General features: G+C 59.3%; 12 protein-coding genes. All 12 read right to left on the bottom strand.

The window, feature by feature from the left end; all coding sequences use genetic code 11:
- Window positions 1-501: 501 nt before the first annotated feature.
- Window positions 502-1512 carry a GmrSD restriction endonuclease domain-containing protein gene (locus THIMADRAFT_RS22840; protein ID WP_007195506.1) on the bottom strand — a complete coding sequence of 337 codons (1011 nt, stop codon included), beginning with the start codon at window positions 1510-1512 and terminating at the stop codon, window positions 502-504.
- On the bottom strand, window positions 1509-2105 hold the full coding sequence (locus tag THIMADRAFT_RS26905; protein ID WP_139052974.1) for a hypothetical protein: 597 nt from the start codon (window positions 2103-2105) through the stop codon (window positions 1509-1511). The genes THIMADRAFT_RS22840 and THIMADRAFT_RS26905 overlap by 4 nt, the downstream gene beginning before the upstream one ends.
- Window positions 2106-2601: 496 nt before the next feature.
- Window positions 2602-7071, bottom strand: coding sequence for a 3'-5' exonuclease (locus THIMADRAFT_RS22835; protein ID WP_040733923.1), 4470 nt, complete (start codon window positions 7069-7071; stop codon window positions 2602-2604).
- Window positions 7072-7177: 106 nt separating this feature from the next.
- Window positions 7178-7654: a glycine-rich domain-containing protein gene (locus tag THIMADRAFT_RS26085; RefSeq protein ID WP_007195503.1), complete on the bottom strand. Its 477-nt coding sequence runs from the start codon at window positions 7652-7654 to the stop codon at window positions 7178-7180.
- Between the two features lie 45 nt (window positions 7655-7699).
- Window positions 7700-7897, bottom strand: a complete 198-nt coding sequence (locus tag THIMADRAFT_RS22830) for a hypothetical protein (protein ID WP_007195502.1) — start codon at window positions 7895-7897, stop codon at window positions 7700-7702.
- A gap of 827 nt (window positions 7898-8724) precedes the next feature.
- Window positions 8725-9009, bottom strand: a complete 285-nt coding sequence (locus tag THIMADRAFT_RS22825; RefSeq protein ID WP_139052973.1) for a hypothetical protein — start codon at window positions 9007-9009, stop codon at window positions 8725-8727.
- A gap of 59 nt (window positions 9010-9068) precedes the next feature.
- A complete protein-coding gene (locus THIMADRAFT_RS22820; RefSeq protein WP_007195500.1) occupies window positions 9069-12869 on the bottom strand; it encodes a conjugal transfer protein TraG N-terminal domain-containing protein in 3801 nt (1266 codons plus the stop codon).
- A gap of 15 nt (window positions 12870-12884) precedes the next feature.
- The gene (locus THIMADRAFT_RS22815) at window positions 12885-14327 is read right to left on the bottom strand and encodes a conjugal transfer protein TraH (protein ID WP_007195499.1); all 1443 of its coding nucleotides are present in this window, start codon (window positions 14325-14327) and stop codon (window positions 12885-12887) included.
- Entirely contained in the window at window positions 14324-15337 is a 1014-nt protein-coding gene (traF, locus tag THIMADRAFT_RS22810; RefSeq protein WP_007195498.1) for a conjugal transfer protein TraF, read from the bottom strand. The genes THIMADRAFT_RS22815 and traF overlap by 4 nt, the downstream gene beginning before the upstream one ends.
- Entirely contained in the window at window positions 15321-15872 is a 552-nt protein-coding gene (locus THIMADRAFT_RS22805) for a FlhC family transcriptional regulator (protein WP_007195497.1), read from the bottom strand. The genes traF and THIMADRAFT_RS22805 overlap by 17 nt, the downstream gene beginning before the upstream one ends.
- Before the next feature lie 53 nt (window positions 15873-15925).
- Entirely contained in the window at window positions 15926-16240 is a 315-nt protein-coding gene (locus THIMADRAFT_RS22800) for a hypothetical protein (protein WP_007195496.1), read from the bottom strand.
- Window positions 16225-16629: lytic transglycosylase domain-containing protein (locus THIMADRAFT_RS22795; RefSeq protein ID WP_007195495.1), on the bottom strand; the 405-nt coding region annotated here is incomplete at its 5' end. The genes THIMADRAFT_RS22800 and THIMADRAFT_RS22795, both read right to left, overlap by 16 nt.

The raw sequence follows: 16629 nt of genomic DNA, 5'->3' as shown, positions 1-16629 counted from the left end.
AGCGTTACATCATTAGCGAGGCCGAAGGCGATTCGGCTATCATCGCGAGAGGTTTGACGGTCTGGCCAAGGCGCACGTCAGTCCGACCCTTCCCCCATTCTTTTTTCCTAACGCTAAACAACCGAGATGCCATTCCGCAACACCCAACTCCTGACAACATCCCGATACCGTTCCGAAACGGACCTTTTCTGAGACGTCCACGCTCGGGGGTGCCCTTCGGGGTCAGCCGCACCCTGCAACCTCAAAGCGCGCAACGGATCCAGAATCGGCGGCGTAGCAGTCCGCTTTTTTGCTGAGGAGAGGCACTGTCAGCGTAGCCTACCTGCGTCTCCAATGCGTCCGAAGCCGCTGCCGGCCGTTCGGGGCGGCGGCGGGAACACGCGCATTGCAGACGCTGATGGTAACCCTCCCGATATGTCGCTTCGGAGCCATTTCAGGTCGTTGACGGTCTTGGCAACGGAACGTCGAAGACGAGCTCCAACTTGTCGGTTATCCCAGCATTCAGTCAATTGCTAGAAGCTTATTAAACTGCGCTTGCAATGCTTCCCCCCGCCGCACTCTGCTCGATTTATCGGCGGTCGCTTGCAATGTCGCTTTGTGATACGACGCCGCATCTGCATCTTCAGTGTCTCCTTCAGCAGCTTTGCCCACATCCTGGTAGAAGCTCTCTAAGCAAGCTTTCAACTGTTCAGGTGAAATTGCGTGCGATCTGCGGACTGTGAAATGGTATAACTCAACAATTAACGTCAAGAGGTCTGCCTTTCTCCAAGCTCGGGAGTTTGGGCCCAAGCGCGCGTGTTCGATCAGATCGAACACGGACTGCAGCTCTTCTTTTAAGTCAACGGAATGCTCGAATTCATCATTGTACTTTTCCAGGAACTCCTCGAAAAGAGAGTCACGGTTAAAATAGCCCGCAAGAGTGGTTATGACAACTGTGAGACAGAAGGTAACATCACCCATTCGACGTATTTCTGTGGTACCAAAAACGCGGTTGTTGTCGAAGAAGGCGCTCCTTGACAGTTCATCTACGAATTGCTTTAGCGCTCCATCAAATCTCGCATTATGAATTTCCATCGCGTTGAGCGAGTATTTGGTAGAATTAATCCTTCGAAATACGTCTTTAATTTCTTCAATGTTCTTCGAGCCAAGATCTCTGATTACGACCTCATATTCTAAGAATGATTTTTTCGCATCGACAGGCAAATCGACGTAAGGAGCAATTTCCTTCAGTTTCAGATCTTCTGAGCCAGTGAAAAATTGCGAAAGCGTGGTTATCCTCTGCTGACCATCGACTAACATTTCTTTCCCCTCCCCTGTAGTTGTATCAACCTCTCCGGAGGCAATGTATATTTCTGGGAAAGGCAACCCCAATAAGACTGTTTGGATGAACGATTCCTTGTGCCTGTTCGTCCATACAAGGCGCCTTTGAAATTCGGGTCGGGGAATGAGTTTTTCCTCTCTTATATCAGTCAGCAGAACCCTTAGCCGTCTGTTGGTGGCGCTTGTTTTCATTTTTCCCTCTCAACCGCACTATGCTTCGAACATTGATCTACTGCTACGGATTGATACGCCTCAAGAAAACTCCAGTTCTTGTAGATGGCTCCCCTAATCCTCGAAATGGAATAATCTCGAGACGCAGAAAGCCCATTAAAGAACTCCCACCAACGCTTACCAAAATCGAAATTACCATCTGGCGGCATCATGTCCGGTCTGATCCAGCCACGAAAAAGGTATTCCTTGAGCTTAGGCGCCTTCTCCCAATAACCACCTTGATTCTCGTATCTGAAGAGTTCTCTCCAGCACCTATCAAAAAGCTCCTCCGAAATGATAACAACATCGAGGTCTGAATCGTTTGAGAAATGTCTATAACGTTTTCTTGGTGATATGCTAAAGCCCAACTTTCCGGAACCGACGGCGATCACTTCGTTTGGATGAACGCTGTATAGTTTGGCGATACGGGATCTAAGATCGAAATATTCGTCAGCGCTTATTGTTGCGCATTCACCAAAGATGATGTGGCGCCTAGCCATATTAAGGGTAGAGTATTTCGTCAGATCAAGTTTGAACTGAGCAATGCGATCTTCGATGGCGTCCGGTGATAACATATCCCTGCAATCCAGGTGTTGAATTGTATTTGAATGCCTTCTTATCGGATCTCGACAATCGCAGGGCATCGTGCGGCAAGAGAGAATGCCATGTCTGGTGATAGAAGATAGCCAGACGTGGGCGCCCTCGACCCAGTTGTCTGGTCCTGGATGCCTCCATGCTGTCGCCATATCCGAACCGAGTGACCGTTGCTCGGGCCCAGCGACCGCTGACCCCGGCAATTCGAATGACAGCAAAACGCGCAGAGCGGACTATCGCAGCCAAGCGTGTGAGAGACTCTGGACGGCCATAATGCCGCCGCTCGACCCTATCCTGTCGCGTGACGACGTGCTTTGCGGACGCTGGCGCTCACGCTCCAGATAGGCCGGTTACGACCGGAAGGAGACATCAGAGCCGGCCATAACGCTGCAAATCAGCCGCGCGCGCCTATAGCGCATCGACTGGATCTCGTTGTCATTCACTAGCATACCGGAAAACTTGACTATGAACTGATCTTCATTTCCACTCTGAAATAAATTCAAACCCGAGTATTGGGTCGCCGTCGGAAAAACAAAAGCGAATCACCGATCGGTCATCCATAGTTTCAATTTCACACTGGATTCCCCAATCTGTGACCTGCCATGTATGACTGCGTTCGGTGTCCTTAACACTGCCGATCTTTAAATCGTCACTGGCGACAATGGTTGGGCCACATGTCACTTGGTCTTCTGTTTCTACATCTGTAAGAATAATCCGCTTTTTTCGGGTCAGAACTTTCGCGGCCAGTTCATGATTTCCCAATTTAAGCGTGGTCGTTGCCGAAATCTGCTGCTTGTCTGATGCCTTGGATTCTATAGGCGACACGATCGCAATTTGTTTCTCGTTATCAGAAGTAATGCTGTTGGTATCTGAGGGCGTCCCAACAACCAAAACCTCCAGCTCGCTTATTGGCGCAAGCGCCGGATACTCTGGCTCCTGATCGACAGAAATATTCCACTCACGCTCCAACTCTCTAGCTTCGGCATCGTGCTTCTCTTTCCCACTGCCTTCTTGCATTCTAGCCAATCGGCGTTTGCACAAAATCCAACGTCGTTTCGCGAACTCGGCTTGATCGGCGGTAGGTTGCAATACCCGATAGGCGAGAAAACTCTTTACGAAGAACTGCTCATAGAACTCCAGCGCATAAGTTAAACGGAACGCTCGCTCAAACGCTGCTCCAGCCTCTGCAATATCCACCAACTTGAGTATCGACTTGACGGATCCTTGCTTATCACGAACTGCATCCTTGTCAATAACAAGATGTTGCTTTAGGAAACTTGAGACTTCCTTTTGGACCTTAGACACAGCCCGCACGAGCCGCTCAGAGCGTGCCATTGCTCGAACCGCAGATGCCTCCAATACTCCCGCCGGCCACTCTATGCCCGACTCCTTAATCATTGAATTCAAATTTCGATCCGGAGTTGATTGATTCGAAACAAAAGCAATGAGTTGCCCCCAATCACCATGAGACTCAAGCGAATGAGAAATGGCAACAGGCAATGCGCCGACCAAAGAGCGGATGGCTTTTTCATCGATGCGACTGAGCGCTGCTGACACTTGTGCGAGATCGTTATTTGCGGGGAACAATGCTCGAATCGCCGCGATATCACCGATTGATATCGCGCAATCAAGCAGCAGCTTTACCGGGGTATCGTTATCAATAGCTCTGCCAGTTCCTACCCATTGATCGATAGCCGCATTATGGTCTCCAAGTTCGTGGAAAGAGCGGATATTCGCGGGATAAGGCTCAGTCTCTGCCCGCGCCCTAACAAGCCACTTGTCGCGCTCGGGATCTGGTTTTTGATCTAGACAGTGAGTGTTCCAGTAATTGAGCGCAGACTCTCGGTCTCCCGTAAGGAAAAGCAGTTTTGCTATTTCCGGATAGGTGCTAAGGGGAAGCTCGAATCGTGTGATCGTATTTATTAGGCGATCAATATAGGGTCTCCAAACCTCCTTTTCACGGTCGGATGCTTCGATTGCATCCCCAGTTTTGCTCGCAATTCGGGTGAAGAACCACCGCCATGCATCAATTTCGCCGGGCATGTCCGGGAAAGGGGTAGGCGTTACCTGTTGAAGCGCAGTCAAGACCGTATCGATCTGGCGGGCAGTGTTCCGATCCCGGTTGATGGCGCTTGCAGCGATAAATCGAGGATCAGCCGCGACCTCAGCGAACTCCTCGACCATGCGCATGACCGACGTTGTGTCTTTATTCGCCCAATAACACCGACATGCGTTGTCTGATTGCTTAAGCGTAGTATAGAGCTTAGCCGCCTTGTCGAATTCCCCCTCGAATTCGTACTGCTCAGCTTCGCAAAGGCGTGCCTCTTCTGGCCGGCCCGCGCGTTCGAAGTTTCCTTTGGCGAGCAGTAGCAGGTATGGATCTCGTTGTGCACGGCCTTGCTCCTGCCATTGACGAGCCAGCACCAGCGGGTCGTCTCTGTCGTCGGACCAACTTAAGCTATCGCCCTTCATCAGGCCACCTAGCTCCTCAGAGCTCCAGTCATCGGAGTGGTCATAGAGGTCAAGCAACTCTTTTTGGTTGTTCGCTTCCGTGAACGCCCAAAAACGGCCCAGCGCATCACCAGAGTCGACAACAAACAGACGCTTTCGAGCGCGAGTAATAGCCACGTAAAACTGATTTAAAAAGTACTCCCATGCCAGCCGTCGCTCGATTGCCGGTGCATCTTTGTTGGGGTTATCAATGTGATCAAGTAGGCTCGGTAAACGTTGGACCGCGTCATCCCCGAATCCGTAGAGTAGCACACGGTCATATTCCAGACCTTTTGCTCGGGCCGGACTCAATATGTTTCTTGTAATCTCCCCATTCTGGACTGCCATCGATTTGAGAAACCGGTCGTTTTCGACATACTCGAACTCGCCGTTTTCTTGGCACGGGACGATAATGACTAACTCTTCCTGCTCACGCAGGGTCGCTTGGCAACTGACATCATCCCTTCGGAACCAAACGGGGCTCACTGTAGCCTTGAGTGTCCAGCTTTTCTGGGGTCGCAACCCTTTAAGGCGCAGCAATACAGCTCGTAACAGTTGTACAAGGTTGGCGAGTTTGACGATGTGCTCCGACGAGCGATAGTTAAAGGCCAACTCTTGGAAATTGAATTCCAGTTTCGCAGCACCGTTGGGATCAAGTTGCTGAACAATGTTGTCATGGAAACTTGATTGCATCGCGTTCCAGTTAAAACCAGTTGGGTTAAGGGTTTGAAATGGGTCTCCCGCAAATGCAAAGGGTACATGTTTCACCAAATAACTGGGAACCTCCCGCTCTGAGTAGATAGAAAGCTGCTGAATCAGCTCAAGCTCTATCGTTGTAAAGTCTTGGGCTTCGTCGCAGAATACTGCTGGATAATGGGACAATTTATCGCCCGCATGGGTGAGTACGGCTCGTGCCAGATCTTGATCATCCCAATAGCCATGCTCTCTGCAAAGAGGCTCATACCACGTTTCCCAGACATGTTCGTATATTCTCTCGAAAGTCTGATCGGAGATGGACTTTACATCGCGTGCAAGCTCAATTTGATAGTAATCGGGATCTATCACCGAACCTGACTCATGTTGCATACCCTTGATAAATGTTCGCACCGCATGCCAGCCGAGTTCGGCACCAATGCTCCGCACTTCCTTAACTGGGTGTTTGCTGCGCTTTTCATCCCAAAGCTTTCTGAACCTGCCGAAGTCTATGTAGCTGGCATGCGCAAACTCTTCCTTGATGTCAGGTGGTAGCAGCGAACGGAGGAACTCACGAAAATTTCGGAAACATGTTTGAAGGATCTCTTCCAGTTCAGCACTGGTGGTTAGCACGTTTCCATCTTCAATATTGCGCGCGCCACAAGTCAGGATATTATCAACCGCAGCACGCGCTTGTTCCAGCAACGGCGTGCTATAAGTGAGATAAAGTGGGGCCTGGTTAGCTTTTGCTCCCTGATTAAGTTCAATAAATCGGGCAAGGTGATCGGCGAATAAATACTGGAGGATGGTCGATTTTCCACTACCTGGTCGCCCGTTGATGAATAAAGGATATTTTGCGCCGTCGTTCGTTGGGTACATTAAAGACTCAAGAATGGACTCCTCTTCAGGTGATAGAGCCAAGTTTGCCTCGACGCTCTTCTCGACCAAAATCCAGATGTTTTCGTCATAGGTTATGATTGTTGGGTAGGCTCTTCGGCTGCGGCGGACAAGAACCTCCATCTCCGTCGAACTACCCGTCAGTAAATCTGAATATTTTTCGCGCAATTCTTGTTCGTCGCCCTCGTTCCGACAATCAATAGGGGCGACCAGAAAGACACGTTTATGCTCGGGATAGCACCGAAAAAGAATCTGGATGTCGCTATTTTTTTCATGGACAATCTTGTCTATTCCTGAGGGTAGGCTGTTTTCAATTTGACAAATCAGGTCGTAATACCGAGATAAATAATCCTTTGCCCACCCCTTAGAAATGCGATCGAACCAATCGTAGCTCTCGAGAAACGCTCCATCATCGGTGTAATGATGTGCCTTGCTGGACTGGAGGTAGGCTAGATCGGCTTCTGTTAGAGGTGGCTTCTTCTTGATAGGCGTTTTCTTTCGCTCTTTGAGAAAGACGTCAATCTCGGCATGTGGCACGTTATTACGTTCATAGTAACTTTCCGTATTATTATAGAATGCCTCATATTCGGAACTGCCACGTGTGAAATACCGAGCGAAGCACAAAACGGTATCATCCTCGACACGATGCTCCTCTATGACTAATCGCCCTGGTCTCCCCATGACCTTTTTTCGATAAGGTGGGGGGTAATGGTCTAGGCCGCGATCGCTCTGTTCCTCTTCTATCTTTTCCGCAAGCCTCTCAATATCCTTAGTGACACTGTGTCTAGCAGCGTCATCCTTGCACTGATCGGTGATGTAAACATAGAAAGTAGCCATCCCTTCATCCCCTGATTGTTGCAGCACCATCTCGCGTATAACGATAAGGCCCGAGTTTCTTCCCTTTCCGCGCCGGAGCGCAGCACAGACCTGCAGCGACGGTCGCGGCCGAGCCGATGCTCCGGCAAGATGAACCTTACCGGAGCTCTATCGGAAGTCGTGGGCGTTCCGAGGAAAAGAACTTATCCGCTGCACGACAGCGACGGCCACAGTTCGGGCAGCGCTTACTTTCATTCCAGATGTCAGTAGGCGGGGATCCAAACCGGGATTGGTACAAACCTAAACTGGATGTCCAGGCTTCCTTGAGATTTGCTTCGTCTTCGGGGCCCCGCATTCCGAAGTAGGGGAAGTGATGCAAATAGAAACCAAATATTGCCTCACAATCTTCATGATATTTCAATGTGTCGAGAATGTGGAAGTGCCAGAAGTCATCCACGCTTCCGGACGGGACAACCGGTCGGTCAGGATTCTCCAGGCATAGCGTGAGGTACTTTCTGTATTCCTTTGCTACCCTCTTAGAGAACTCGACATCCCAGCCTATGCCTTCCTCTGGATCCAGTATTTTCACGATGATCGGCTCAAGGTCCAAATCAGAGATTGTCTTGTTAAACATGTAATTCTCCGGTGTAATGCAACAACTTCAGGGATAGGAAAAATCCTACTTCTTAACCAAACTTGCGATCTGTTCCTTTAGCTGAGTACCGGCAGCAACGCCTTTTCGGTACGATGCTTTGTTCGTCGCGTGAATATCTTGCTGTTTCCCGTACATGTCCAGGATTCCGTCGCTCAAACCTTTCTTGAACGACATGGCGTGGCCATGTGGGATTTCGTCGATCTCGATACAGATTTTCGCCATGTAGCCACATCTCCTGAGTTGCCTAATAGATATTGGACGGACCAAGTGTTTGAATAAGTTGAGATCGATAGCTTAGCAGAGCATAAAATCTCCAGTTGTCCATTCGGTTGCCCGGCACCTGCGAGGCCGATTATAGGGGCTTATGCGTCCGTTCAGCACCCTTAAGCCTACTTGAATGTGTCGACTGCACAAGTAAGTCGCGCCATGGTGACGGTCGGAATTGGCCGGAATTCGTCGCGGGGAAAGAGACTTACAGCGCTTGGCCCGCGCGGACACAAGGGGGGTGAAAGAGCGCGTGCGGCGGCCTGCTGGGGATGTTCCTTGTCCGCTCATGGCCGTCCAGTGGCGCTCATAGGGTTCACTGCGACAGTCCGCTACGCGTCCGGAACGGTCACCTGGGTCGAGGCGCCAAGAGGTAGATCCGAGTCGTTTCCTCGCCCGATCACGCGAACTAGATCGACTGCAATGTCCGCGTACCGGGTCGTCGGCCGAGCTTGAACCGGTCCCCCTGGGTCGTGACAGGGTCGCGGTCTCCGTGGCCCAATCTCGTAGAGAACACCCTTCGCATTCCACCGGCAACGATAATCCATCGACGCCGAACCAGCCGCTGAGGTCGCATGCCTCGGCTGCGCGGAGTGCGTCGATGATGAAGTGTTCCGTGCGGTTGCCGATCTCCAGGTCCAGAAACGCCGCGATCGTCACCTCGGCGATCGCGGCGAAATCGTCATCACGGACGCCATCACCACCGGATCGGGATGATGGCGATTGCGTCCGACGAGCGGTTTTCGGGTCGTCGGCGAAATGACCCTGTCTTCGAACCGCCCGGATCAGTCGCTTTCGAAGAGATTGTGGTGCATGTCCGCATCATCGTGCCGGCGCAGGAGAAAGGGGTCGCTCGGATCGTAGGGGTTCCGGGCGAGACCGAACGGATTCAGATGGTCAAAGGTTGGATCGTCCTCCTCATCGAACTCGTCTCCATCGAGAATCGGAGCAGATTCACGATCGAAAAAATTCCACACGACGCCGACGGCTGTCAGCACCATCAGCGACGCAAAACCCGCATCGGCGTCGATCGCGAACGCCGCCGCGATCACCACCGGCACGGCGAGCATCCACCGGACGCGCCGCGGGATGGCCCGCAACGCGCGAAAGATGTGTTTCGGTTCCATCATCAAGACCCTCTGTCCACTGCCCCCGACCCTTTGAGCCGTCGCAGCCCGTCCATCACCACATCGTAATCCACGGTGGCGCGATTGCCCGCCTTGCCCTCGTAGTAGCTTTGGTTCGACGCGTCCATCGGGAGTCCGGCCCAGACTTTGGACAGTCGATAATTGAACGTCGCGTCGTCGATGCTCCCGCGTTGCCAGGCGTTGAAGCCTGCATCGCGCATCAAGAGCAGACCCATCCGGTCTTGAAGCTCGGGCGTGAACGGCTCGCTGCCCGAGAGACCCATCCGCAGCCTGAGGCGATCCAGGGTGTCGTCGATGATCTGGTAGCGGCCGATCGGAGAGCCACCGCGGGTCTTCACCAAGTCCTTTTGCAGATCGCGGATCCGATCGAGCGTCAGCGTCGACAGATCCACCGTATTCTGGCCGGCGTTGCCGTACCAGGCATTGTAGTTCCCGCCGGACTCGGCGCTCGCGATGATGTCCAACACCCCTCCGGCCGCACCGCCGACGGTCGATGTCGTCGCCGCCGCGCCCGCGCTTGCCGAGAGTTGGATCGGGGTTTCGGTCGGCGTCGGCGCTCGATGCAACTCTAACCCGGATTGTTCAGTTTTTTTTTCCGTCGCGGCCCCATGGCTGTTGTAGTTTCCGATCAGGCGAAGGTCGGTGTCTTCGCGCGACACCGCCGCGCGCTCGATCAACTCGGCGATGTGTTCACCCCGAGTCCCGCCCCCGGCTTCCGCGACCACCGCGGCTCTGGCGACTTGCTGGGCTTGACTGGGCAGGTCCGCAAACACCGATCCGGTGGACTCCCGAAACAGCTCATGTTGGGCGGATGTCAACCCGAATCCGGCGACCTCCTGCATCCGTGCCGCCACGATGGTGTCGACGGCCTTGGTCCAGCCGGCTTCGCCGCCCGCAGCCGCCTTTCCGGCCGCGAGCGCGTCCGCCACACCGCCCCCGCCTGCCAAGGTGGATCCGAACGCCTTCGCGGCCGCGACCGTCCGATTCAGACTCCCGCCCGCGCCGGCCGCCGTCAGAGTCCCGACCTCGGCCGTTTTGATCAGGATCCCCCCGACCTCGTTGTGAAGGGTCCGTGCCGCGGAACGCGGCAGGATGGCCTGCCGATCGATGAGCGCACCGAGCCGGTCACGGTTCTGCGCACGCACATCCGCCTCGTGCTCCTCTCGGCGGCTCGCAACCGCGTCGCGACTTTGGTCATGGAATTGCGAGACGGCGGACGGATCGTCGGCACCGCCCGCAACGCGCCCGTGCGCGTCGATCTCGCCGTGCAACCCGGCCACCCGTGCGCTCGGATCGCTCACCCCTGCCCGCTCGAACGTCTCCCGTGCCGATCCGAAGCTTGGCGCTCCGTCCGCAAGGCCGGCGTGACGGTTCGGATCGCTGTCGGGTCCGGGACGATGGGTCCCGAAGAGATCCCCCAGAATGCCGTACCCCGCTTCCTTCGCGCTTTGCGCCTCGGCGGGGCTGAACGTCCGCGTGGTCGCACCGTCCGCATGACCGATCAGGAGGGCGATCCCGGCCGCCGCCTGCGCGGAGTCCGCCGTCATGTTCTTCGCGTAGGCCCAGGAACCCGCCAGGGTCTGGTGATCCCCGGCGAGGTTGCGCCGATCGATCTCCTGCATCACCCGCGTCATCATCGCCGGATTCTCGGCGATGGCATGACCGATTTCCGAGGCGCCGAAGCGCCCCATCGCGCCGTAGCGGCTCTCCATGGACCGCGCACGCTCCAGCGAAAGCGAGGTGGTGACGACATCGTCGGCGGAGCGGGTCAGGCGCGCGCTCTCCTCGTTGGTGAGCCGTTGCGAGAATACGTTTCGCCGTCCGGTCTGTTCGTCTAGCCTAATCGACTCGGCCAGGCGCGCCTCGAACCCTGCGTCACCCGTGACGCGTCGGGAAATCTCGCCGGCAAGGGAATCGGCGATCGTCTTCTCCACGCCGTAGGTTCGGTGAAGCTCGCCCGAAATCGACGCCTTCCCGGTGCGTCCCTGATCGTTTCTCCCGCCCGACAGACCGCCCGCCAGCGTCGCCGCGATGCCCGAGCGCGACACCTCGTCCTGTCGGTACCCCGAGGCGATCGATTCGGCTTCGGCCAGGAGCGTCTTATCCGTCGCACTGCCCGTGGCCGCATACTCCCAGCCCTTGGAGCGCGCATCGAAGCTCTCGCCCGACCGGGACGCCGTCGCGCTCGCGGCCGCACCCAAGGCGGAGGAAAACCGGGCGCTGGCCTGCTGCACGGCCTGCTCGCCGGAGCGCACGCTGTCCTGCATGGAGCGCCCGACATCCGCCGACCAGAGCACGGAATTGGCGTTCGGCGTCGTCGTGCCGGTGAGCGGGGCATGGGTCTTGAGCGACCCCATCGACAAGGCGGCTGCGGGATTCACCGCATCGGGGCTCGCGATCTTCTCGTTGACGTGGTCGCCGCCTTGCAGGCGTCCCGCCAAATGGGTCGCGGTGACCGCCGAGCCGTAGATCAGCATCAGGGAGATTGCCGGCGTGCTCGCCGCGAGCATGCCGCCGACCCCGAGATAATCCGAGAGGATGAAGTCGAGCTTCCACAACGCGAAGATCGAGGGCAGCTCCAGGTTGCCCATGCCGGCATTGCGCAGGGCGTCGAGTTTGCCTTGGGTCGTCAGGATGATGTAGAGGTTGATCACGGCGAGGATCGGCTGCCAGAGCTGGATCCACAGACCGAACAGCAGGTACTTGCCGATCATGCGGATACCGATCGTGCCGAGCCCGACGGCGAAGACCATCAGCGGGGAGACGGCAAACAGGAACGCCTCGAAGAAGGTCATCATGGGGCGCACGATGCGCGCGAACAGGGTCTCCTCGGCGGCCCATTGGGTGTTGCGCTGCTGGGCCGCCTGGGTGATGGTCGCGGCGGTTTCCCAGCGCCCGAGCTCCTCCCACACCTGCGCCTCGCCCTTGGGCAGCACGCTCGCCGCCACCGACATCACCATGTAGTTCTGCGCGTCCACCCCGGCGCCGGCGACGGCATCCAGAGCGGTCTGCACGGCGTTGTCCACCTCCGCGGCCTGCACGGCGAGGGTGGCGGCGAGCGAGCCGCGCAGCGCCGGCAGGAACTCGGTCGTCGTGTAGGCGGACAGATCCGCCCAGGCGTCGTCGCACTCCTTCACGACCGGGGCCCCGCCCAACCACAGCTCGGTGGTCGGCATCGGATTGGCGACCGCCAGGGCGCCGGTCCAGCTCGGATCGCGCAGCACGCTGTCCAGCGAGCGCTGTCCGGTGTCCACGTCGTAGAGCACGCACTCGGCGATGTAGTTGACGAAGGAGCGCTCGATGTCCGCACCCGGTGTCGGGCTGTTGGCCGCGCCGAGCCGCGCGCGAGAGAGGGTCCCCGCGCGCACGCTCTGCAGGATCTGCAGGGGTGCGGCGAAGCCGTAATCGGTCATGGCCGGGGTGGAGAACGCCTGCTCGAAGAGCCGGGTGACCCCGTAGCCCACCTGCGAGAGCGCCGAGCCGACGGCGGCCACGCCCAGGGGGACGTTGTCGACCCGGTGCACCGCCCCGGAGTAGAGGTCCTCCACGCTCACCCGCGCGCTCGGACCGAACATGCCCAGATAGATGACCAGCGCGATCAGCATCTGTTGGTATTGGGGTGCGCGCGCCTGCACCAGGCCCTGGAAGGTCACCAGGATGACGCCGATCAGGAAGCCCACGCCGGCGAGCTGGCTCATGTTGCCGGTGCCCATGAGCATGGCCACGGCGTTGAGGACGGCGGCGAGGTAGGCGGCGTCGCCGATGGAATAGATCTCGAACATGGCTGTTGCCGTGCCTCAGCGCTGGTTTGGGGTGGACTCGGCCCGGCCCTTCACTTGGGCGGACAGGTCCTGGTAGTAGGCAAGCAGGGTCTGGGCGTTGCCGTAGCGCTCGGCAAGGACGGCATATTCGCGATACACCTGCTCGCGCGCACCCTTGATCTGCTCGGCGACCTTGGCGGTGTAGGCATTGGCGCCCATCGCGAGCGCGTTCTCCGCCGCACGCAGCAGATCGGACATGATGAGCTGAGCCATCTCCAGCGCGATCACCGGCGCGGCCTGCTTGGCGAAGATCCGCGCCAGGCCTTCGTCGTGCCGGGCGAGGTTGCGCAGTTGCGCCCCGATGCCGTTGGGGGCGAGCTCCATGAAGGCTTGCTCGCGGGCGGTCGGTGCGGTTGCGCCCAGACGAAACTTCTGCACCAACCCGACGCTGCCCGGGATGTTCGGATCGCCCAGCAGCAGGTGATCGGTGTACTGCACCAACCCCACGGTCTGGGTATCGGCGATCACGCTCGGCGCCATGCAGCCGTTCACCGCGGTGTCGTTGCAGCTGTAGCGGCGCACGACATGGTTGACGGTGCTCTGACCGGGCCCGGTGTCCTCGTGCGCGCTGCTGCCCCAGAGCAGATCGCGCACGCTCATGAGGTTGCCCGGCAGCGGGGTGACCCGGAAGTTGTCCCCGGCCCCGTCGGGTGCGGGCTCGGGTGGACCGAGGATCACCGAGCCGGTCACGCTCATGATGGCTTCGAGCAGGGCATCGTCGCCGCCGACGAACCAACCGGCCGCGCCTTGGCGTTTGAGCGCCTGCCAGACCAGATTGCCCTGCAGATCGGCCTCGGCGCGCTGCTCGTCGGTCAAGTTGTTCGCGACCTGGTTCACCGGGCTTTCCCCGGAGGTCAGGCTACGGGTCTCGAAGACATCGCCGAAGCCCTTCACCATCGCCACCAGCGAGGTGTTGTCCTTGTGCTGCACGTCCAAAGCGCTCGCCACGTCGTTGACCAGACCCTTGGCGAGCTGACAGGAATTGGCGTAGCCCTGATTGAGCGCCTGGAGCTTGCGCTGCAGCGACTCCATGACCTCGACACAGGTCGGACACATGGCGGTCAGGGCGACCTCGAAGGCGTAGCCGGTGGCGTTCGCCGCAATCGAGCGCATCAATTGTTGGAACTGATCCGCGGAGATGAAGCTGAAGGAACCGGCGAACATGTCGATGCCCCCGCAGCCGGCCTCGAAGGACGGCGGCACCACGTGCCAGAGCGACTCGCTCATGAGGCGGTTGCGGTTCACCACCGACCCGCCCGAGAAGGCGCCGCGGCGCTGTCCCATGTGCGCCGACGGGTTGGTGAGATTGACCATGCTGTCGAACATGACGCTCGATTGGGTGGCGATGCCGGCCGCCTCGGCGGCGGGGGTCGCCGTCGCGGCGATCAGGACAAGGGTCGGTGCGAATCGAATCTTCATCGGGGGGCCTGGCTGGAGTCGGGGCGGATGTCGGGTCGGGTGTCGGGAAGAACGGTGGCGCGCAGTGCCTCGAGCAAGGCGGTCGGGTCCTCGGGGAGTGCGGTGAGGGTCGCGGCAGCGCTGCGCGCATCGGCCGGACCCGATCGGAGACGGCTCGCCTCCGCCTCGCTGACCCAGCCGGCCTGGACGGCGGCGAGGACGATGCGATCGCGCAGTTGGGCGAGCGAGAGGAGTCCCTGGGCGATCGGGGCCACCGCGCCCTGATCCGGGCGGGCGAGGAACATCGCCGGGGTGGAGATCACGCCCAACGCCTCGGCCTGGCCGCGGTCGATCTGGAAGGCGGGAAACGTCCCGTCCGCAAGGCCCGCCCCGTCCAGCGAGACCGCCAGCACCGCGAAGCCGTAGCGCTGCGCGAGGGCGTCCAGGAGCGGGGCCTGCGCATCGCAATAGGGACAGTCCGAGCGGAAGAAGAACCAGAGTGCGGTCTCCCCGGCGAGGCGTTCGAGCAGCGCATCGCCGGCGGCGCTCGCCTGCTTGTCGGCCAGGTTGGCCCCGAAGTTGGCGGTGGGACGGCGGGTGATCTCGTCGAGGACGGGATCACCCTGCACCACGCGCTCGGACACCCGCGCGAACCGCGAGGACTTGTCCATCGCGATGCGCTGCAGGTGCAGGTAGACCGCCACGTTCTCGGGGGACGGATCGTCGATGGCGCGGTCGCGGTAGGTGTCCAGGTGCTCGCGGAACCAGTGCGCGGAGAGCGGCGCCGGTCCGGGGGGCACTTCCGCGACAGGCTCGGACGGCGCCCGCTCGGACGGCTCGGGCTCGATGGGCGCACGCGGTGGCTCCGCGCTTGTCGGCGGCTCGACAGCAACCGGCAGCGGCGGCTCCCGATACCAGAACCAGCCTTCGGCATCGCGCGCGTAGAAGCCGCCCCCGGGTGCCGCCGGCGTCGGCCCGGCCGTCAGTGCGATCAGGAGGCCCGCGGCGAGGGCTTCAGCGCGAGGTCGCATCGGAGTGCCCTGCTCGCCGAGGAGAGACGCGTCCGCCGGCCCGCGCATACAGGGCGCACAGCGGACAGCCGATCAGGATCGCGTCGCGCATGGCGATGTAGGGGGCCTCGCAGGACGGACACCAGGCGATCGCGGCAAGCCCGGCGCGAAGATCCCGCGCGACGATCCAGGCTTGGTTGATGCCCAGCACACCCGCATGCGGGCCGTCGATCAGCGCCAGATAGAGCTCGTAGGCGCGCACCAGACCCTGCGGGTCGATCATGCGTCCGAGGGCGCCGTCGCGACGGTGCTCGGCATAGACCACGCCGAAAAGCGAAGCGGCGGCATGCTCGGTGCGGGTGCGGATCATCGACCCGGCGCTGTCCGGCAGAGGACCGCGCGGCGGTGCCCGCCCGTGCAGCTGCCGATACCAGCCGGCGAGGACCGTGCTCTTCAGACCCGTGGCCCAATGCACGACCCCGACCCGCGCGCCGTGCCGCAGCAAGGCGAGTGCGAGGGTCTCGGCGTCGTGCCGGGCGAGGTGTGGATCCGGCATGCGTGCAGAAGTTTGCCCGAGGGCGATCGGGCCGGGGTTCAATGGATCGGCGCTCACCCCGCACCCCCGGCGGCCCGCAGCGCCAGATGCAGATTGCGCAAGGCCGGCGGCACCTGCGCCCGGGCAAGCGGTGCGTCGAGACTCGCGCGGAAGGTCACCACGGGTGCCTCGGCCAGATCGAGCACCGCCTCCAACGTGGCGCCGCCGAGCCACTCGGCCAGCTCCGGGGTCACGCCGAACAGGGTTGCGGCCACCTGCGGCGAGACCCGGGCGGCATCCCGAGCACCGATCCAATAGAGGCGATTGCAGCGTCGCACGGTGTCCTGCAGGTCGGGGATTCCGGGGTGCGGCATCAGGGCTGTCGGCATTGCAGATACTCCGATCGGGATTCGAGAACGCGGGGGACGTAGGTGCGGGTCTCGCGATAGGGCGGGATGCGATAGCCGTGCTTGATCACGGCGCCCTCCCCCGCGTTGTAGCCGGCGGCGACCAACGCGGGATCGCCGTCGAACATCCCGGCCAGATCGCGCAGGTAGCGCACGCCGGCGTCGATGTTCTGTTCGAGGTCGCGCGGATTCGCGCCGTAGCGCGCGGCCGTCGCCGGCATCAGCTGCATCACGCCGGTCGCGCCCTTCGGGGAGACCGCCGTCTGGCGGAATGCGCTCTCGCGCCGGGCGATGGCGAGCGCGAACGCCGGATCCACGCCGTGGCGGCGCGCGGCGGCTTCCACGAGCGCGGCCACGGGTTGTTTGTCCGG

Source organism: Thiocapsa marina 5811 (genome assembly GCF_000223985.1).
Taxonomy (GTDB): domain Bacteria; phylum Pseudomonadota; class Gammaproteobacteria; order Chromatiales; family Chromatiaceae; genus Thiocapsa; species Thiocapsa marina.
This window is presented reverse-complemented; position numbering and strand designations above follow the sequence as displayed.